Annotated in this window: 21 protein-coding genes; 13 read left to right on the top strand and 8 right to left on the bottom strand. The window is 60.0% G+C overall.

Annotated elements, in window-relative coordinates:
- Window positions 1-69: 69 nt before the first annotated feature.
- From LIY36_RS17880 to LIY36_RS17855, 6 genes are all read right to left on the bottom strand, one after another.
- Window positions 70-1,563 carry an RNA polymerase factor sigma-54 gene (locus tag LIY36_RS17880; protein WP_226456469.1) on the bottom strand — a complete coding sequence of 498 codons (1,494 nt, stop codon included), beginning with the start codon at window positions 1,561-1,563 and terminating at the stop codon, window positions 70-72.
- Window positions 1,564-1,747: 184 nt separating this feature from the next.
- Window positions 1,748-2,473 carry an LPS export ABC transporter ATP-binding protein gene (gene lptB / locus LIY36_RS17875; RefSeq protein ID WP_192297672.1) on the bottom strand — a complete coding sequence of 242 codons (726 nt, stop codon included), beginning with the start codon at window positions 2,471-2,473 and terminating at the stop codon, window positions 1,748-1,750.
- The gene (lptA, locus tag LIY36_RS17870) at window positions 2,473-3,006 is read right to left on the bottom strand and encodes a lipopolysaccharide transport periplasmic protein LptA (protein ID WP_192297671.1); all 534 of its coding nucleotides are present in this window, start codon (window positions 3,004-3,006) and stop codon (window positions 2,473-2,475) included. The genes lptB and lptA overlap by 1 nt, the downstream gene beginning before the upstream one ends.
- Window positions 2,993-3,565, bottom strand: a complete 573-nt coding sequence (lptC, locus tag LIY36_RS17865; RefSeq protein ID WP_192297670.1) for an LPS export ABC transporter periplasmic protein LptC — start codon at window positions 3,563-3,565, stop codon at window positions 2,993-2,995. Before lptC ends, lptA begins: the two co-directional genes overlap by 14 nt.
- A gap of 8 nt (window positions 3,566-3,573) precedes the next feature.
- The gene (locus tag LIY36_RS17860; protein ID WP_178922703.1) at window positions 3,574-4,098 is read right to left on the bottom strand and encodes a KdsC family phosphatase; all 525 of its coding nucleotides are present in this window, start codon (window positions 4,096-4,098) and stop codon (window positions 3,574-3,576) included.
- On the bottom strand, window positions 4,099-5,073 hold the full coding sequence (locus tag LIY36_RS17855; RefSeq protein ID WP_192297669.1) for a KpsF/GutQ family sugar-phosphate isomerase: 975 nt from the start codon (window positions 5,071-5,073) through the stop codon (window positions 4,099-4,101).
- A gap of 298 nt (window positions 5,074-5,371) precedes the next feature.
- On the opposite strand from LIY36_RS17855, the gene LIY36_RS17850 reads away from it, so the two are divergent.
- The 10 genes from LIY36_RS17850 (at window position 5,372) to hisC (ending at window position 13,407) form a co-directional block, all read left to right on the top strand.
- A complete protein-coding gene (locus tag LIY36_RS17850; RefSeq protein WP_017738751.1) occupies window positions 5,372-6,181 on the top strand; it encodes an ATP-binding cassette domain-containing protein in 810 nt (269 codons plus the stop codon).
- Window positions 6,181-6,978 (top strand): lipid asymmetry maintenance ABC transporter permease subunit MlaE, encoded by a 798-nt coding sequence (gene mlaE, locus LIY36_RS17845; protein WP_017738750.1) that lies wholly within the window; start codon window positions 6,181-6,183, stop codon window positions 6,976-6,978. The genes LIY36_RS17850 and mlaE overlap by 1 nt, the downstream gene beginning before the upstream one ends.
- Window positions 6,978-7,445, top strand: a complete 468-nt coding sequence (mlaD, locus tag LIY36_RS17840) for an outer membrane lipid asymmetry maintenance protein MlaD (protein WP_017845975.1) — start codon at window positions 6,978-6,980, stop codon at window positions 7,443-7,445. The genes mlaE and mlaD overlap by 1 nt, the downstream gene beginning before the upstream one ends.
- Before the next feature lie 11 nt (window positions 7,446-7,456).
- Window positions 7,457-8,107, top strand: a complete 651-nt coding sequence (locus tag LIY36_RS17835; RefSeq protein WP_226456468.1) for an MlaC/ttg2D family ABC transporter substrate-binding protein — start codon at window positions 7,457-7,459, stop codon at window positions 8,105-8,107.
- Window positions 8,104-8,409, top strand: a complete 306-nt coding sequence (locus LIY36_RS17830; protein ID WP_226456467.1) for an STAS domain-containing protein — start codon at window positions 8,104-8,106, stop codon at window positions 8,407-8,409. Before LIY36_RS17835 ends, LIY36_RS17830 begins: the two co-directional genes overlap by 4 nt.
- 114 nt (window positions 8,410-8,523) lie before the next feature.
- Window positions 8,524-8,763, top strand: a complete 240-nt coding sequence (locus LIY36_RS17825) for a BolA family protein (protein ID WP_003188597.1) — start codon at window positions 8,524-8,526, stop codon at window positions 8,761-8,763.
- Window positions 8,764-8,786: 23 nt separating this feature from the next.
- The gene (gene murA, locus LIY36_RS17820; RefSeq protein WP_192297666.1) at window positions 8,787-10,052 is read left to right on the top strand and encodes a UDP-N-acetylglucosamine 1-carboxyvinyltransferase; all 1,266 of its coding nucleotides are present in this window, start codon (window positions 8,787-8,789) and stop codon (window positions 10,050-10,052) included.
- 218 nt (window positions 10,053-10,270) lie between these two features.
- Complete coding sequence (gene hisG / locus LIY36_RS17815; RefSeq protein ID WP_010213102.1) at window positions 10,271-10,906, top strand: ATP phosphoribosyltransferase; 636 nt, start codon at window positions 10,271-10,273, stop codon at window positions 10,904-10,906.
- Window positions 10,907-11,034: 128 nt separating this feature from the next.
- Complete coding sequence (gene hisD, locus LIY36_RS17810; RefSeq protein ID WP_192297665.1) at window positions 11,035-12,351, top strand: histidinol dehydrogenase; 1,317 nt, start codon at window positions 11,035-11,037, stop codon at window positions 12,349-12,351.
- A 3-nt stretch (window positions 12,352-12,354) separates the two neighbouring features.
- Window positions 12,355-13,407, top strand: a complete 1,053-nt coding sequence (gene hisC, locus LIY36_RS17805; protein ID WP_192297664.1) for a histidinol-phosphate transaminase — start codon at window positions 12,355-12,357, stop codon at window positions 13,405-13,407.
- Between the two features lie 112 nt (window positions 13,408-13,519).
- On the opposite strand, the gene LIY36_RS17800 is transcribed toward hisC, so the two are convergent.
- Window positions 13,520-14,794, bottom strand: a complete 1,275-nt coding sequence (locus LIY36_RS17800; RefSeq protein WP_192297663.1) for a uracil-xanthine permease family protein — start codon at window positions 14,792-14,794, stop codon at window positions 13,520-13,522.
- A 2-nt stretch (window positions 14,795-14,796) separates the two neighbouring features.
- On the bottom strand, window positions 14,797-15,435 hold the full coding sequence (gene upp / locus LIY36_RS17795; RefSeq protein WP_192297662.1) for a uracil phosphoribosyltransferase: 639 nt from the start codon (window positions 15,433-15,435) through the stop codon (window positions 14,797-14,799).
- Window positions 15,436-15,599: 164 nt separating this feature from the next.
- On the opposite strand from upp, the gene LIY36_RS17790 reads away from it, so the two are divergent.
- The 3 genes from LIY36_RS17790 (at window position 15,600) to LIY36_RS17780 (ending at window position 17,187) form a co-directional block, all read left to right on the top strand.
- On the top strand, window positions 15,600-16,157 hold the full coding sequence (locus tag LIY36_RS17790; protein WP_017738742.1) for a hypoxanthine-guanine phosphoribosyltransferase: 558 nt from the start codon (window positions 15,600-15,602) through the stop codon (window positions 16,155-16,157).
- 63 nt (window positions 16,158-16,220) lie between these two features.
- A complete protein-coding gene (locus LIY36_RS17785) occupies window positions 16,221-16,706 on the top strand; it encodes a hypothetical protein (RefSeq protein WP_192297661.1) in 486 nt (161 codons plus the stop codon).
- 193 nt (window positions 16,707-16,899) lie between these two features.
- Window positions 16,900-17,187 carry a PA4642 family protein gene (locus LIY36_RS17780; protein WP_192297660.1) on the top strand — a complete coding sequence of 96 codons (288 nt, stop codon included), beginning with the start codon at window positions 16,900-16,902 and terminating at the stop codon, window positions 17,185-17,187.
- The last annotated feature ends 31 nt before the right edge of the window (window positions 17,188-17,218 follow it).

Here is a 17,218-nt window from a genome sequence, read left to right as displayed (position 1 = left end):
TCTCCTTCGTTGCCAGTGCATAAAGCGGTGGGCAGGAATACCCACCACTGGAACGCTATGGCCCGCCCGTCACATCAAACGCTTACGCTCGCTGGAAGGCGCGATCCCGAGGGACTCGCGGTACTTGGCGACGGTTCGACGGGCGACCTGAATGCCTTGTGCCTCCAGTAAACCAGCGATCTTACTGTCACTCAATGGCTTTTTCTGATTTTCCGCGGCAACCAGTTTTTTGATGATCGCGCGGATCGCCGTGGACGAGCATTCGCCGCCTTCGGAGGTGCTGACGTGGCTGGAGAAAAAGTATTTCAGCTCATAAATACCCCGTGGGGTATGCATGAATTTCTGCGTGGTCACCCGTGAAATCGTCGATTCGTGCATGCCGACTGCTTCGGCGATGTCATGCAGCACCAACGGTTTCATCGCTTCGTCGCCGTATTCCAGGAAGCCGCGCTGGTGCTCGACGATCTGGGTGGCGACTTTCATCAGGGTTTCGTTGCGGCTTTGCAGGCTCTTGATGAACCAGCGGGCCTCCTGCAACTGGTTGCGCATGAAGGTGTTGTCGGCGCTGGTATCGGCGCGGCGCACAAAGCCGGCGTATTGCGGGTTGACCCGCAGGCGTGGCACCGACTCCTGGTTCAACTCCACCAGCCAGCGTTCGTTGTCCTTGCGCACGATGACGTCAGGCACCACGTATTCGGCTTCGCTGGACTCGATCTGCGAGCCCGGGCGCGGATTGAGGCTCTGTACCAGCTCGATCACCTGGCGCAGGTCGTCTTCCTTGAGTTTCATGCGGCGCATCAACTGGCTGTAGTCGCGGCTACCCAGCAAGTCGATGTAGTCGGTCACCAAGCGCTGGGCTTCAACGAGCCAAGGCGTCTTGGCAGGCAGTTGGCGCAATTGCAGCAACAGGCATTCGCTGAGGGTGCGGGCGCCGATGCCGGCGGGTTCGAACTGTTGGATGCGGTGCAGGACGGCTTCGATCTCGTCCAGTTCGATGTCCAGTTCCGGGTCGAACGCTTCGAGGATCTCCTCAAGCGTCTCGTCCAGGTAGCCCTGGTTGTTGATGCAGTCGATCAGGGTCACAGCGATCAGGCGATCGGTGTCCGACATCGGCGCGAGGTTCAATTGCCACAACAGATGGCTCTGCAGGCTTTCACCGGCGGAGGTGCGGGTGGTGAAGTCCCACTCATCATCATCGTTGCTGGGCAGGCTGCTGGCGCTGGTCTGGTAGACGTCTTCCCAGGCGGTATCCACGGGAAGTTCGTTAGGAATGCGTTCGTTCCATTCACCTTCTTCCAGGTTATCCACCGTTGGGGCGGTTTCCTGATAGGAAGGTTCCTGCACGTCGGAATTGGGTTTTTGCTCGATGTTGTCGGCCAGCGGGTCTGCGTTATCGAAGTCGTCGCCTTCTTCCTGGCGTTCGAGCATCGGGTTGGACTCCAGGGCCTCCTGGATTTCCTGTTGCAGGTCCAGGGTCGACAATTGGAGCAGGCGGATGGCCTGTTGCAGCTGCGGTGTCATCGTCAGCTGCTGGCCCATTCTCAGGACTAGCGATGGTTTCATGGCAGGGGCTTAACACCTTATTCGCCGGCGCAATGCGCCATCCACGACAGGGCGCGTGAGCGCCAAACATAAGCAAATTATATGCCTGATGTCGGGGGCTTTGCCTAGAGCACGGTAACAATAAAAATCCGGAGGTTTTCATTGACTCCCGCGCATCTTGGCAGCGGCCGTGACACCACGGTGTTTACAGGCGGAACTCGTGACCCAGGTAGACTTCCTTCACCAATTCGTTGGCCAGGATCGTGGCGGCGTCGCCTTCGGCAATCAGCTGGCCATCGTTGACGATATATGCGGTTTCGCAGATGTCGAGGGTTTCACGCACGTTGTGGTCGGTGATCAATACACCGATGCCCTTGGCTTTCAGGTGGTGGATGATTTGTTTGATGTCGCCGACCGAGATCGGGTCGACGCCGGCAAACGGTTCGTCCAGCAGGATGAATTTCGGCGCAGTGGCCAGGGCGCGGGCGATTTCCACGCGACGACGCTCGCCGCCGGACAGGCTCATGCCGAGGTTGTCGCGAATGTGGTTGATGTGGAATTCCTGCAGCAGGCTTTCCAGCTCCTTGCGACGGCCATCACGGTCGAGTTCCTTGCGGGTCTCGAGGATCGCCATGATGTTGTCGGCCACCGACAGTTTGCGGAAGATCGACGCTTCTTGCGGAAGATAGCCGATACCGGCCCGTGCACGACCGTGCATTGGCTGGTGGCTGACATCCAGGTCGTCGATCAGGACGCGACCCTGATCCGCCTGGACCAGGCCGACGATCATGTAGAAGCAGGTGGTCTTGCCGGCGCCGTTGGGGCCGAGCAGGCCGACGATCTGGCCGCTGTCGATCGACAGGCTGACGTCGCGCACGACCTGGCGGCTTTTATAGGCCTTGGCCAGATGCTGGGCTTTCAGGGTTGCCATTACTCGGCCTTCTTCTTCGGCTGGATAACCATGTCGATTCGCGGACGTGGCGCAGTCACCTTGGCACCATTGGCGCGGCCGGCGTTGGCGATCTGTTTCACGGTGTCATAGGTGATTTTCTCACCTTCCGTGGAGTTGCCGTCCGGGCTGAGGACCTTGGCCTGGTCGATCAGGACAATACGGTTCTGCTGGGCGTGATACTGGATGGTCTTGCCGTAGCCCTTCATCGGGCCGCTGTCGGTCGGCGACTGCTTCTGCTCGAAGTAAGCCAGGTTGCCCACCGAAGTCACCACGTCAATGTCGCCATTGGCGGTACGCGTCAAGGTCACCGTGTTGCCGGTGATCTTCATCGAGCCCTGGGTGATGATCACGCCGCCGGTGTAGGTGGCGACGCCTTGCTTGTCGTCCAGTTGCGCATCGTCAGCCGAAATGTGGATCGGTTGCTGGCTATCGTTCGGCAGAGCCCAGGCGCTCACGCTTCCCAGTGCTGCGCCCAGACTGAGCAAAATAGGGAGAGTTTTAACGAGCCTCATACTGTCCTCTTACGTTCGATAGCAGGTGTATCCTGCTTTCTTTCAAATACGCTTTCATTCCCTTGCCAGTCGATACCCCGCCAGCGCCGTCGATTCTAACGTCTTGCTCGGTCTGCGCATATTGCTTCTGCGGGAATACGGTCATACGACTGCTGGTAATCACGGTGTCACGGTTTTTATCGTCGGTACGCGCGACGCGCACCGAGTCGATCAGTTCCACTTCGGTGCCGTCCGGGTTGACCTCGCCACGCTTGCTGGTGACATGCCACGGAAACTCGGTGCCACGGTAGATGTTCATGTCCGGGTTGGTCAGCAGGGTGACTTCGGTGGCCTTCAAGTGCTCGACCTTGTCCGACGTCATCTCATACTGCACCTTGCCGTCGGGCAGGAACTGGATGCTGTAGGCATTGGTGGCGTAATAGTCGATAGCCCCTTCGTCAACCTGCGCAACAGGCTGGTCGAGAAAGCGCTCCGGGCTGATATTCCAGTAGCCCACCGCCAGGAACAGCGCGGCGATGACCCCGAATAACAGGAAGTTGCGAATCTTTTTGCTCAGCATAAAACGCTCTATAGGTAGGCGGCGTGGGCCGCTTCAAGGCTGCCTTGGGCGCGCAGGATCAGCTCGCAGAACTCGCGGGCGGCACCTTCGCCGCCGCGGGCGGTGGTGATGCCATGGGCGTGTTCGCGAACAAAGGCTGCCGCATTGGCGACGGCCATGCCCAGGCCGACTCGACGGATCACCGGCAAGTCAGGCAGGTCATCGCCCAAATAGGCGACCTGCTCATAGCTTAGGTTGAGTTGGCCAAGAAGCTCGTCCAAGACCACCAGTTTATCCTCGCGGCCCTGATACAGGTGAGGAATCCCCAGGTTTTGTGCGCGGCGTTCCACAACCGGGGTTTTTCTGCCGCTGATGATCGCCGTTTGCACGCCCGCTGCCATCAGCATCTTGATGCCTTGGCCGTCGAGGGTGTTGAAGGTCTTGAATTCGCTGCCGTCTTCGAGGAAATAGAGGCGGCCATCGGTCAGCACGCCGTCTACGTCGAAAATCGCCAGTTTGATGTTCTTGCCGCGTTGCAACAGGTCGCCTGTCATTTACATCACTCCCGCACGCAGCAAGTCGTGCATGTTCAGGGCGCCAATCGGGTGGTCTTGATGATCGACCACCACCAGCGCGCCGATCTTGTGGTCTTCCATGATTTTCAAGGCTTCAGCTGCCAGCATCTCGGGGCGGGCGGTCTTGCCGTGGGGCGTCATCACAGCATCTATGGTCGCGGTATGGATGTCGATGGTGCGGTCCAGGGTGCGACGCAAGTCGCCGTCGGTGAATACCCCGGCCAGTTTGCCGTCGGCTTCCAGGATCACCGTCATGCCCAGGCCCTTGCGGGTCATTTCCATCAGCGCGTCCTTCAGCAGCGTGCCGCGCTGGACGTGGGGCAATTCATCGCCCGAGTGCATGACGTTTTCCACTTTCAACAGCAGGCGACGGCCCAGGGCGCCCCCTGGGTGGGAGAACGCGAAGTCTTCGGCGGTAAACCCGCGCGCTTCCAGCAACGCCACGGCCAGCGCATCACCCATGACCAGGGCGGCGGTCGTGGAGGAGGTCGGTGCCAGGTTCAGCGGGCAGGCCTCATGGGCCACATGCACGTTGAGGTTCACTTCGGCGGCCTTGGCCAACGTCGATTCAGGGTTGCCGGTGATGCTGATCATCTTGATGCCCAGGCGCTTGATCAGCGGCAGCAGCGTCACGATTTCGTTGGTGGTGCCGGAGTTGGACAGTGCCAGGATGATGTCATCCTTGGTGATCATGCCCATGTCGCCGTGGCTGGCTTCGGCCGGGTGCACAAAAAATGCGGTGGTCCCAGTGCTGGCCAGAGTGGCGGCAATCTTGTTGCCGACGTGGCCGGATTTGCCCATGCCGACGACAACAACGCGGCCCTTGCTGGCCAGAATCATCTCGCATGCGCGTACGAAATCTGCGTCGATATGCGCCAACAAGCCTTCTACGGCTTCAAGCTCGAGGCGGATGGTGCGTTGTGCGGATTGAATAAGGTCGCTGGATTGGCTCATGTCTGAAATCGTATAGCCTGACGAAAAGTCGGCGATTATAGCGGTAATGAGCAATTCCCTCACGCAAGTTCGTCAGGGTTTGTTCGTGATGCGCGTGAGATTCATCTTAAGCAACGGTTTTTCCCTGTCTTCAGTCTGAACAAGCACAGTTCCGGCCTTGGGCGCGTTGTACCAGCAGTGATATAGTTCGCCGCCAGTTCGGTCCGCCCAGCCCATGTGGCTAACTATTGCACGAGCGTTGCAAACGTTTGGCGCAAACATGGTGTCTGAGTGAAAGGCTGCATCCCAAGGAGTTTAGATGAGTGCCGATAACGCCTACGCGGTCGAGCTGAAGGGTCTTACCTTCAAGCGCGGGACGCGCAGCATCTTCAATAACGTCGATATTCGCATTCCACGCGGCAAGGTCACGGGCATCATGGGGCCTTCCGGTTGCGGCAAGACCACCCTGTTGCGCCTGATGGGCATGCAATTGCGCCCGACTGCCGGCGAAGTGTGGGTCAACGGCCAGAACCTGCCGACGTTGTCGCGCAGCGACCTGTTCGACGCGCGCAAGCACATGGGCGTGTTGTTCCAGAGCGGCGCACTGTTTACCGATCTTGACGTTTTCGAGAACGTCGCCTTCCCGCTGCGGGTCCATACCCAACTGTCCGACGAGATGATTCGCGACATCGTGTTGCTGAAACTGCAGGCCGTAGGGCTGCGCGGTGCCATCGACCTGATGCCCGACGAGCTGTCGGGTGGCATGAAACGTCGTGTCGCCCTGGCGCGGGCTATCGCCCTCGATCCGCAGATCCTCATGTACGACGAACCTTTTGTCGGCCAGGACCCTATCGCCATGGGCGTGCTGGTGCGGTTGATCCGCCTGCTCAACGACGCGCTGGGCATTACCAGCATCGTGGTTTCCCATGACCTTGCAGAAACCGCGAGCATCGCCGATTACCTCTATGTCGTCGGCGATGGCCAAGTGTTGGGGCAGGGCACGCCTGAAGAGTTGATGAACGCCGACAACCCGCGCATTCGCCAATTCATGACCGGCGATCCCGACGGCCCGGTGCCATTTCATTTTCCGGCAGCGGACTACCGCTCTGATCTTCTGGGGAAGCGTTGATGCGCAAGACTTCACTTATCGAGAAGGTTCGCCTTTTCGGTCGCTCGGGCATCGACATCATCGAAGTGCTCGGCCGTTCGACGATTTTCCTGTTCCATGCCCTGTTGGGGCGCGGCGGCATTGGCGGCGGTTTTGGTCTGTTGATCAAGCAGTTGCATGCGGTGGGCGTGATGTCGCTGGTGATCATCGTGGTCTCCGGCGTGTTCATCGGCATGGTACTGGCGCTGCAAGGCTTCAATATTCTCTCCAGCTACGGTTCGGAGCAGGCCGTAGGGCAGATGGTTGCCCTGACACTGTTGCGTGAACTGGGGCCGGTGGTCACTGCGTTGTTGTTCGCCGGGCGCGCAGGTTCTGCGCTGACTGCCGAGATTGGCAACATGAAGTCCACCGAGCAGTTGTCCAGCCTGGAAATGATCGGCGTGGACCCGCTCAAGTACATTGTTGCCCCGCGTCTGTGGGCCGGCTTCATTTCCCTGCCACTGCTGGCGATGATCTTCAGCGTGGTGGGTATCTGGGGCGGTTCGTGGGTGGCGGTGGACTGGCTGGGGGTCTACGACGGCTCCTACTGGGCCAACATGCAAAACAGCGTGACCTTCAGCGGTGACGTGCTCAACGGCATCATAAAGAGCATCGTCTTCGCCTTTGTAGTGACCTGGATCGCCGTATTCCAAGGCTACGACTGTGAGCCCACTTCAGAAGGGATCAGTCGTGCCACCACCAAGACCGTTGTGTACGCCTCGCTGGCGGTACTGGGCCTTGACTTCATTTTGACCGCCTTGATGTTTGGAGATTTCTGATGCAAAACCGCACTGTGGAAATCGGTGTCGGCCTTTTCTTGCTGGCTGGCATCCTGGCTTTACTGTTGCTGGCGCTGCGAGTCAGCGGCCTGTCGGCCAGCCCCACCGCCGATACTTATAAACTTTACGCGTACTTCGACAATATCGCCGGTTTGACTGTCAGAGCTAAAGTGACCATGGCCGGTGTAACCATCGGCAAGGTCACGGCAATCGATCTGGATCGCGACAGCTTCACCGGTCGAGTGACGATGCAGTTGGACAAGAAGGTAGATAATCTGCCGACCGACTCCACTGCATCTATCCTCACTGCGGGTCTGCTGGGCGAGAAGTACATCGGTATCAGCGTGGGTGGGGAAACAGCCCTGCTCAAGGATGGCTCGACCATCCACGACACGCAGTCGTCGCTGGTACTTGAGGACCTGATCGGTAAATTCCTGCTCAATACGGTCAATAAAGACGCCAAATGAGGAATCTGTTCATGATCTCTACCTTGCGACGTGGCCTGCTGGTGCTGCTTGCAGCGTTGCCGTTGATGGCCAACGCGGCAGGTTCTGCCCACGAACTGGTGCAAGACACGACCAACAAGATGTTGGCCGACCTGAAGGCGAACAAAGAGCAGTACAAGCAAGACCCGACCAGGTTCTATGACGCGCTGAACACCATTGTCGGCCCGGTGGTCGATGCCGAAGGCATTTCCCGCAGCATCATGACGGTCAAGTATTCGCGCAAGGCTACTCCGGCGCAGATGCAGACGTTTCAGGAGAACTTCAAGAAAGGCCTGTTCCAGTTCTATGGCAACGCGTTGCTGGAGTACAACAACCAGGGCATTACCGTCGATCCCGCCAAGGATGAGTCCGGTGACCGCACCAGCGTTGGCATGACCGTCAAGGGTTCCAACGGTGCCGTCTACCCGGTGCAGTACACCCTGGAGAAGATCAACGGCGAGTGGAAACTGCGCAACGTGATCATCAACGGTATCAACATCGGCAAGCTGTTCCGTGATCAGTTCGCCGATGCCATGCAGCGCAATGGCAACGACCTGGACAAAACCATCAATGGTTGGGCCGGTGAAGTCGCCAAGGCCAAGGAAGAAACCGACAAGCAAGCTGCCGGGAAGCCTGCGCAATGACCGAATCGGCCGTTCGTCTCGGCGATGCCGGCGAGTTGTTCATCAGCGGCGTACTGGACTATCGCTCCGGGCCGGGCCTGCGCAAGCAGGGCCAGGCACTGATCAACAGCAGCAGCGCGCCTGCGTTGGTGGTGGATTGCTCGCAGGTGAGCAAGTCCAGCAGCGTGGGTTTGTCCTTGCTGCTGTGCTTCATGCGCGATGCCGAGGCAGCCAACAAAACGGTCAGCATCCGCGCCATGCCTGAAGACATGCGCGAAATTGCCGAGGTTTCGGGTTTGACCGAGCTGTTGGCACATCCTTAATACACACTATTAGAGAAGCCCCCCGTCAGAGTCCTGCTATGCGGGGTTCGCAGGCGCGGGGCTTTTTTGTATGATGTGCGACCCGTGCGCACTGGGCGCCGATAGAGGTTGAGCATGCAGGCCCTAGAAGTTAAGAGCTTTCTTGAAGGAAAGCTGCCGGAAACGACCGTAGAAGTTGAAGGCGAAGGCTGCAACTTCCAGCTGAACGTGATTAGCGATGAACTGGCGGCACTGAGCCCGGTCAAGCGTCAGCAGCAGATCTATGCCCATTTGAACCCGTGGATCACCGATGGCAGCATCCATGCGGTCACTATGAAATTTTTCAGCCGCGCGGCCTGGGCCGAGCGCACCTGAGCCCCCAAGGCGTCGAGATTCTTATGGATAAATTGATTATTACCGGCGGTGCCCGCCTTGATGGCGAGATTCGCATCTCCGGTGCAAAAAACTCCGCCTTGCCGATCCTGGCAGCGACCCTGCTGTGTGATGGCCCGGTCACCGTGGCCAACCTACCGCACTTGCACGACATCACCACCATGATCGAGCTGTTCGGTCGCATGGGCATCGAGCCTGTGATCGACGAAAAGCTGTCGGTCGAAATTGACCCGCGCACTATCAAGACCCTGATCGCCCCGTACGAATTGGTGAAAACCATGCGTGCATCGATCCTGGTGCTGGGCCCGATGGTTGCCCGTTTCGGCGAGGCCGAAGTGGCCCTGCCTGGCGGTTGCGCCATTGGCTCGCGTCCGGTGGACCTGCACATCCGTGGCCTTGAAGCCATGGGCGCAACCATCGACGTCGAAGGTGGCTACATCAAGGCCAAGGCGCCGGAAGGCGGTCTGCGTGGCGCCAGCTTCTTCTTTGATACCGTCAGCGTGACCGGTACCGAGAACATCATGATGGCCGCTGCCCTGGCCAACGGCCGCAGCGTCCTGCAGAACGCTGCGCGCGAGCCGGAAGTGGTCGACCTGGCCAACTTCCTGAACGCCATGGGCGCCAAGGTTTCCGGTGCTGGCACCGACACCATCACCATTGACGGTGTGGCGCGCCTGCACACGGCGACCTACAAGGTCATGCCCGACCGTATCGAAACCGGCACCTACCTGGTTGCCGCTGCCGTCACTGGCGGCCGCGTCAAGGTCAAGGACACCGATCCGACCATCCTGGAAGCGGTCCTCGAAAAACTGCGCGAAGCGGGTGCGGACATCACCACCGGCGAAGACTGGATCGAGCTGAACATGCACGGCAAGCGGCCTAAAGCCGTCAACGTGCGTACCGCTCCGTACCCGGCGTTCCCGACCGACATGCAGGCTCAGTTCATTTCCCTGAACGCGATTGCCGAAGGTACCGGTGCTGTGATCGAGACCATCTTCGAAAACCGCTTCATGCACGTGTACGAACTGCACCGCATGGGCGCGAAGATCCAGGTTGAAGGCAACACCGCCATCGTCACCGGTATCGACAAGCTCAAGGGCGCGCCAGTGATGGCCACCGACCTGCGTGCGTCGGCTAGCCTGGTGATTTCGGCACTGTGCGCCGACGGCGACACCCTGATCGACCGCATCTACCACATCGACCGTGGCTACGAGTGCATCGAAGAAAAACTGCAGATGCTCGGCGCGAAAATCCGCCGCGTACCGGGCTAGTCCCAAACGCTAGTGTAGTGAGTGGGCTTGCCCCGCGCTGGAGTGCGCAGCGCTCCCAAGATTTTTAGGGCTGCTTCGCAACCCCGCGCGGGGCAGGCCCGCTCACTACAGAAGCTTGCTGTGAATTTGTTTCAAGTCGAGGCTGTCATGGCCTCGATCTGTGTCCGGCGCCGTTTGCGACCGGACCGCAATAGCCTGATGAAGGACTGACGTTTCCCATGTTGACCATCGCACTGTCCAAGGGCCGCATCCTTGACGACACTTTGCCGCTTCTGGCTGAAGCGGGCATCGTGCCGACCGAGAATCCGGACAAGAGCCGCAAGCTGATCATCCCAACGACCCAGGACGACGTTCGCCTGTTGATCGTGCGGGCTACCGACGTGCCGACCTACGTTGAACATGGCGCGGCCGACCTGGGCGTCGCCGGTAAGGACGTGCTGATGGAATACGGCGGCCAGGGCCTGTACGAGCCCCTGGACCTGCGCATCGCCCTGTGCAAGCTGATGACCGCCGGCCGTGTCGGTGACGTCGAGCCCAAAGGCCGTCTGCGTGTGGCGACCAAGTTCGTCAACGTCGCCAAGCGCTACTACGCCGAGCAAGGCCGCCAGGTCGACATCATCAAGCTCTACGGCTCCATGGAGCTGGCTCCGCTGATTGGCCTGGCCGACAAGATCATCGATGTGGTCGACACCGGTAATACCCTGCGTGCCAACGGTCTTGAACCACAAGAATTCATTGCCGACATCAGCTCTCGCCTGATCGTCAACAAAGCATCGATGAAGATGCAGCACGCCCGTATCCAGGCGTTGATCGACACCCTGCGCAAGGCAGTGGAGTCGCGACACCGCGGTTGACCTACCCGCGTAGCTGAAAGGCTGCGCCCGTCTATCCGCCTCATAGCCAGAATTCTCAGGTGCCCAAGCGGAAACGACTGCTAGTTTAGGGCGCCTGAGTTTTTGCCAATTCTATTGAGGCCCTCGCTATGACCACGTCCACTGCAATTGCCCGACTCAACGCTGCCGACCCGGATTTCGCCCATCATCTGGATCATCTGCTGAGCTGGGAAAGTGTGTCCGACGAGTCGGTCAACGGGCGAGTACTCGACATCATCAAGGCCGTGCGCGAGCGCGGTGACGCGGCGCTGGTGGATTTCACCCGCCAGTTCGACGGCCTCGATGTGGCGTCGATGTCCGACCTGATCCTGCCCCGCGAACGCCTGGAGCTGGCCCTGACGCGCATCACCGCCGCGCAGCGTGAAGCGCTGGAAGTGGCGGCGACGCGGGTGCGCAGCTACCACGAAAAGCAGAAGCAGGATTCGTGGAGCTACACCGAGGCCGACGGCACCGTGCTGGGCCAGAAGGTCACGCCGCTGGACCGTGCCGGCCTGTACGTGCCGGGCGGCAAGGCGTCGTACCCGTCGTCGGTGTTGATGAATGCGATTCCGGCCAAGGTTGCCGGCGTGACCGAAGTGGTCATGGTCGTACCGACCCCGCGCGGCGAAATCAACGAACTGGTACTGGCCGCCGCGTGCATCGCCGGTGTCGACCGCGTGTTCACCATCGGTGGCGCCCAGGCTGTTGCGGCCCTGGCCTATGGCACCGAAAGCGTGCCGAAAGTCGACAAGGTGGTCGGCCCCGGCAACATCTACGTTGCCACTGCCAAGCGCCACGTGTTTGGTCAGGTCGGCATCGATATGATTGCAGGCCCGTCGGAAATCCTCGTGGTGTGTGACGGCCAGACCGACCCGGACTGGATCGCCATGGACCTGTTCTCCCAGGCCGAGCACGACGAAGACGCCCAGGCGATTCTGGTCAGCCCGGATGCCGAGTTCCTCGACAAGGTTGCCGCCAGCATCGACAAGCTGCTGCCGACCATGGACCGCGCCGAGATCATCGAGAAGTCGATCAATGGCCGTGGTGCATTGATCCTGGTACGCGACATGGAGCAGGCCATCGAAGTGGCCAACCGTATCGCGCCGGAGCACCTGGAGCTGTCTGTGGCCGACCCACAGGCCTGGCTGCCATCGATTCGCCACGCCGGTGCGATCTTCATGGGCCGCCACACCAGCGAAGCCCTAGGCGACTACTGCGCGGGCCCGAACCACGTGTTGCCGACGTCCGGCACCGCACGCTTTTCGTCGCCGCTGGGGGTTTATGACTTCCAGAAGCGTTCGTCGATCATTTTCTGCTCGCCACAAGGCGCGTCCGAGCTGGGCAAGACCGCCTCGGTGCTGGCCCGTGGTGAATCGCTGAGCGCACACGCACGTAGCGCCGAATATCGCATCGTCAAGGGAGAGTGAGGCATGAGCAAATTCTGGAGCCCCTTCGTCAAGGACCTCGTGCCTTACGTGCCGGGTGAACAACCGAAGCTGACCAAACTGGTCAAGCTCAACACCAACGAAAACCCCTACGGGCCATCGCCCAAGGCGTTGGCGGCAATGCAGGCCGAGTTGAACGATAACCTGCGCCTGTACCCGGACCCCAACAGCGACCTGCTCAAGCAGGCGGTGGCCAAGTACTACGGCGTGGATGCCGGCAAGGTATTCCTCGGCAACGGTTCCGATGAAGTCCTCGCGCACATCTTCCACGGCCTGTTCCAACACGACTTGCCGCTGCTGTTCCCGGACATCAGCTACAGCTTCTATCCGGTTTACTGCGGCCTGTATGGCATCACGTTCGAACCGGTGCCGCTGGACGAGCAGTTCCAGATCCGTGTGGCGGACTACGCCAGGCCCAACGGCGGGATCATCTTCCCCAACCCGAACGCGCCGACGGGCTGCGTGCTCGCGCTGGATGCGGTGGAGCAGATCGTCAAAGCCAGCCCGGATTCGGTGGTGGTGGTTGATGAGGCCTACATCGACTTCGGCGGTGAAAGCGCCATCAGCCTGGTGGATCGCTATCCGAACCTGCTGGTGACCCAGACCCTGTCCAAATCGCGCTCACTGGCCGGTTTGCGCGTGGGCCTGGCCGTGGGCCACCCGGACCTGATCGAGGCGCTGGAGCGGGTCAAGAACAGCTTCAACTCGTACCCCCTGGATCGCCTGGCGATTGTCGGCGCAGCGGCGGCATTTGAAGACCGTGAGTACTTCGAGAAGACCTGCCAGTTGGTGATCGACAGCCGCAACACCGTCGTCGCGCAGTTGGAAGGTAAAGGCTTTGAAGTATTGCCGTCGGCGGCCAACTTCATCTTTGCCCGTCACCCCAAGCACGACGCTGCCGGCCTGGCGGCCAAGTTGCGTGAGCAGGGTGTGATCGTGCGGCACTTCAAGCAGGAGCGGATTGCCCAGTTCCTGCGGATCAGCATCGGTACGCCGGAGCAGAACCAGGCGTTGATCGATGGGCTAGGCGAGCTTTAATTCTCGGTTGGCTTGACGGGCCCCATCGCGGGCAAGCCCGCTCCCACATTGGAATGCAGTTCCCTGTGGGAGCGGGCTTGCCCGCGATGAGGACATCAGCGACACCGTATGGTTAAAGCAATGGCTCATCCGGCTTCTTGTTCTTCCAGCCATCATTGCCCGGTAGCAGCAGGTTCAAGCCAATCGCTACCACCGCACACAGGGCGATGCCCTTCAGGCCGAAATCGTCCGGGCCGGTGCCGGTGCCGACCAGCACACCGCCAATCCCGAACACCAACGTCACCGAGACGATCACCAGGTTGCGCGCTTCGCCCAGGTCGATCTTGTGGCGGATCAACGTGTTCATCCCCACCGCTGCAATCGAACCGAACAGCAGGCACAGAATCCCGCCCATTACCGGCACCGGGATGCTTTGCAGCAGTGCGCCGAACTTGCCGATAAACGCCAGGCTGATGGCAAACACCGCCGCCCAAGTCATGATTTTCGGGTTGTAGTTCTTGGTCAGCATCACCGCGCCAGTCACTTCGGCGTAGGTGGTGTTCGGCGGGCCGCCAAACAGGCCGGCGGCGGTGGTGGCGATGCCGTCACCCAGCAGGGTGCGATGCAGACCGGGCTTCTTCAGGTAGTCGCGACCGGTCACGCTGCCCACCGCAATCACGCCGCCGATATGCTCGATCGCCGGGGCCAGGGCCACCGGGACGATGAACAGGATCGCCTGCCAGTTGAACTCCGGTGCGGTGAAGTGGGGCAGGGCGAACCAGGGGGCCGCGGCGATCTTCGCCGTGTCGACCACGCCAAAGTAGAACGACATGGCAAAGCCCACCAGCACGCCGGAGATGATCGGCACCAGACGGAAGATGCCTTTGCCGAACACCGCCACGATCAACGTGGTCAGCAGTGCCGGCATCGAGATCATCATCGCCGTCTGGTAGTGGATCAACTCGGCGCCATCGCCGGATTTACCCATCGCCATGTTCGCGGCAATCGGCGCCATGGCCAGGCCGATGGAGATAATCACCGGCCCGATCACGACTGGAGGCAGCAGACGGTCAATAAATCCGGTGCCCTTGATCTTCACGGCCAGGCCAAGGAAGGTGTAGACGAAACCGGCCGCCATCACGCCGCCCATGGTCGCTGCGAGGCCGAACTGGCCCTTGGCGAGAATGATCGGCGTGATAAACGCAAAGCTCGACGCCAGGAAGACCGGCACCTGCCGCCCTGTGACCACCTGGAACAACAAGGTGCCCAGGCCTGCGGTAAACAGTGCAACGTTTGGATCAAGACCTGTGATCAGCGGCATCAACACCAGCGCGCCAAATGCCACGAAGAGCATTTGTGCGCCAGACAGGATCTGGCGCCAAAGCGGGTCGTTGAATTCATCCTGCATGCTCACGCGTCCTTCTGCTTGGTGCCGAAGATCTTGTCGCCGGCGTCGCCCAGGCCCGGGATGATGTAGCCGTGTTCGTTCAGGCGCTCGTCGATGGACGCGGTGTAGATCTGCACGTCCGGGTGGGCCTTCTCGACCGCGGCGATACCTTCCGGCGCGGCGACCAGCACCATGGCGCGGATGTCTTTGCAGCCGGCTTTTTTCAGCAGGTCGATGGTGGCGACCATGGAGCTGCCGGTGGCGAGCATCGGGTCGATGATCATTGCCAGGCGCTCGTCGATTTCCGGGACAAGTTTTTCCAGGTAGGTGTGCGCCTCCAGCGTTTCTTCATTGCGGGCAACGCCCACGGCGCTGACCTTGGCGCCCGGGATCAGGCTGAGCACACCTTCGAGCATGCCGATACCGGCACGCAGGATCGGGACGACGGTGATTTTCTTACCGGCGATTTTCTCGACCTGGACGGGACCGGCCCAACCAGGAATCTCGTAGCTCTCCAGGGGCAAATCCTTGGTGGCTTCGTAAGTGAGCAGCGCTCCGACTTCCTGAGCAAGCTCACGGAAATTCTTCGTGCTAATGTCGGCGCGGCGCATAAGGCCGAGTTTGTGTCGGATCAGCGGGTGGCGGATCTCGCGAGTGGGCATGGGAAAGGCTCCGGCGGCGGGCAAAAAAACCGGCCTAGATTAATCTATCCGAGGGTGTTGTCCTATAGACATCTAGTACGTTAGTCCATTAGCGCTTGATCGGAGCGCACGAGAAGCGTACCTTCGCCCGCTTTTCTTGCCACAGCACCCCCTTGGAGAGCGCCATGTCCGCTGATCTCGAGCATATCCGTCAAATCATGCGCGAGGCTGACTGCCTGTACACCGAAGCGCAAGTCGAAGAGGCGATCGCCAAGGTCGGCGCGCACATCAGCCGCGAAATGGCCGACACCAACCCGGTGGTTTTCTGTGTGATGAACGGCGGCCTGATCTTTGCCGGCAAATTGCTCACCCACCTGCAATTCCCGCTGGAAGCGTCCTACCTGCACGCCACCCGTTATCGCAATGAAACCAGCGGCGGCGACCTGTTCTGGAAAGCCAAGCCGGAAGTCTCGTTCATCGACCGTGACGTGCTGATCATCGACGACATCCTCGACGAAGGTCACACCCTGGGCGCGATCATCGACTTCTGCAAACACGCAGGCGCGCGCAAAGTGCATACCGCCGTGCTGATCGACAAAGATCACGACCGCAAGGCCCGCCCAGAACTGAAAGCCGATTTCGTCGGCCTGCCATGCGTTGACCGCTACATCTTCGGTTACGGCATGGACTACAAGGGCTACTGGCGCAATGCCAATGGCATCTATGCCGTCAAAGGCATGTAAACGCGCTTCATCAGGTGCAGGGCCGGCATGCTAGAGTGCCTGGCCCTGCGTCTGGAGCTTTCCATGAGCCTGTTGATTCGCACCTGCGCCGTCCTGGCGCTGACCCTCAGCCTGCCCCTGGCTGCCGCCCCTGCACCGATGCATAGCCAATTCCTGCCGCCGGATGACCTGAGCCTGCGTGCCGGAACTCCCGACCAGCAGCAGTTGCTGCAAGTCACCGAGTATGCGGTGGTGGTGGGTAACCAGCGTCAGTCCACTCAGCAACCGATCCCGGTGACTTCGCCGTTGATGATCCGCCTCAAGGGCAAGTCCCTGAACAAAGGCGCGACCATCAATCAGGTGGTGCTCAATTTCGACGCTGAAAGCAAAAGCCTGAAAAAACCGGCGTACGACGATAAGAGCAAGACCCTGACCCTGTCCTATCCGGTGGCTCAGTACCGCGTAATCGTCGACTTGCTGCGTAACGACACCCTGTATGTGCAATTCCTCAGTTACGCCAACGGCCACATCTGGGCGGACTTACACACCGGTGCCGTTCGTACCAAATAGCCAGAACACTGAGGATCCAAATGTGGGAGCGGGCTTGCTCGCGAAAGCGGTGGGTCAGTCGATAAATGCTTCAACTGATATACCGCTTTCGCGAGCAAGCCCGCTCCCACATTGGACCTCCAGCGCTTTCGAAGGCGGCGTCTCGCAGGTAGACTTCCAGTCCCGTGTAAATGTCTGCAGGCTGGAGTCGGTAATGCGTAAAGATAAGAAACAGGTGATTGGTGACGAGATCGGTGATGATCAGATCAAGTTGTTCCTGGACTTCGAGCCGGTCGACGCGACTTCCCCGTCCCTGCACAAGCTGATCAAGGCTTACCGTGGCCTGCGCATCGACGACTTCGAGCGTTTCCTGGGTTTCTTCAAGGAAGCCGGCTTGGACCTCGATGGCAAGGATGAACATGGCCAGACCTTTGTCGACCTGGTCAAGGATCAGCGCAACGCCGATGAGTACATCGAACTGATCGAAAAAGCCCGCGGCTGATTTTCCGAGACATACAAAAACGCCCCGTCCT

This window comes from Pseudomonas sp. AF03-9 (assembly GCF_020515815.1).
GTDB lineage: Bacteria > Pseudomonadota > Gammaproteobacteria > Pseudomonadales > Pseudomonadaceae > Aquipseudomonas.
This window is presented reverse-complemented; position numbering and strand designations above follow the sequence as displayed.

What these genes read in the sequence shown, in the direction of transcription:
- LIY36_RS17880 (WP_226456469.1), bottom strand. Translation starts at nt 1,563, where the DNA reads ATGAAACCATCGCTAGTCCTGAGAATGGGCCAGCAGCTGACGATGACA.
- lptB (WP_192297672.1), bottom strand. Translation starts at nt 2,473, where the DNA reads ATGGCAACCCTGAAAGCCCAGCATCTGGCCAAGGCCTATAAAAGCCGC.
- lptA (WP_192297671.1), bottom strand. Translation starts at nt 3,006, where the DNA reads ATGAGGCTCGTTAAAACTCTCCCTATTTTGCTCAGTCTGGGCGCAGCA.
- lptC (WP_192297670.1), bottom strand. Translation starts at nt 3,565, where the DNA reads ATGCTGAGCAAAAAGATTCGCAACTTCCTGTTATTCGGGGTCATCGCC.
- LIY36_RS17860 (WP_178922703.1), bottom strand. Translation starts at nt 4,098, where the DNA reads ATGACAGGCGACCTGTTGCAACGCGGCAAGAACATCAAACTGGCGATT.
- LIY36_RS17855 (WP_192297669.1), bottom strand. Translation starts at nt 5,073, where the DNA reads ATGAGCCAATCCAGCGACCTTATTCAATCCGCACAACGCACCATCCGC.
- LIY36_RS17850 (WP_017738751.1), top strand. Translation starts at nt 5,372, where the DNA reads ATGAGTGCCGATAACGCCTACGCGGTCGAGCTGAAGGGTCTTACCTTC.
- mlaE (WP_017738750.1), top strand. Translation starts at nt 6,181, where the DNA reads ATGCGCAAGACTTCACTTATCGAGAAGGTTCGCCTTTTCGGTCGCTCG.
- mlaD (WP_017845975.1), top strand. Translation starts at nt 6,978, where the DNA reads ATGCAAAACCGCACTGTGGAAATCGGTGTCGGCCTTTTCTTGCTGGCT.
- LIY36_RS17835 (WP_226456468.1), top strand. Translation starts at nt 7,457, where the DNA reads ATGATCTCTACCTTGCGACGTGGCCTGCTGGTGCTGCTTGCAGCGTTG.
- LIY36_RS17830 (WP_226456467.1), top strand. Translation starts at nt 8,104, where the DNA reads ATGACCGAATCGGCCGTTCGTCTCGGCGATGCCGGCGAGTTGTTCATC.
- LIY36_RS17825 (WP_003188597.1), top strand. Translation starts at nt 8,524, where the DNA reads ATGCAGGCCCTAGAAGTTAAGAGCTTTCTTGAAGGAAAGCTGCCGGAA.
- murA (WP_192297666.1), top strand. Translation starts at nt 8,787, where the DNA reads ATGGATAAATTGATTATTACCGGCGGTGCCCGCCTTGATGGCGAGATT.
- hisG (WP_010213102.1), top strand. Translation starts at nt 10,271, where the DNA reads ATGTTGACCATCGCACTGTCCAAGGGCCGCATCCTTGACGACACTTTG.
- hisD (WP_192297665.1), top strand. Translation starts at nt 11,035, where the DNA reads ATGACCACGTCCACTGCAATTGCCCGACTCAACGCTGCCGACCCGGAT.
- hisC (WP_192297664.1), top strand. Translation starts at nt 12,355, where the DNA reads ATGAGCAAATTCTGGAGCCCCTTCGTCAAGGACCTCGTGCCTTACGTG.
- LIY36_RS17800 (WP_192297663.1), bottom strand. Translation starts at nt 14,794, where the DNA reads ATGCAGGATGAATTCAACGACCCGCTTTGGCGCCAGATCCTGTCTGGC.
- upp (WP_192297662.1), bottom strand. Translation starts at nt 15,435, where the DNA reads ATGCCCACTCGCGAGATCCGCCACCCGCTGATCCGACACAAACTCGGC.
- LIY36_RS17790 (WP_017738742.1), top strand. Translation starts at nt 15,600, where the DNA reads ATGTCCGCTGATCTCGAGCATATCCGTCAAATCATGCGCGAGGCTGAC.
- LIY36_RS17785 (WP_192297661.1), top strand. Translation starts at nt 16,221, where the DNA reads ATGAGCCTGTTGATTCGCACCTGCGCCGTCCTGGCGCTGACCCTCAGC.
- LIY36_RS17780 (WP_192297660.1), top strand. Translation starts at nt 16,900, where the DNA reads ATGCGTAAAGATAAGAAACAGGTGATTGGTGACGAGATCGGTGATGAT.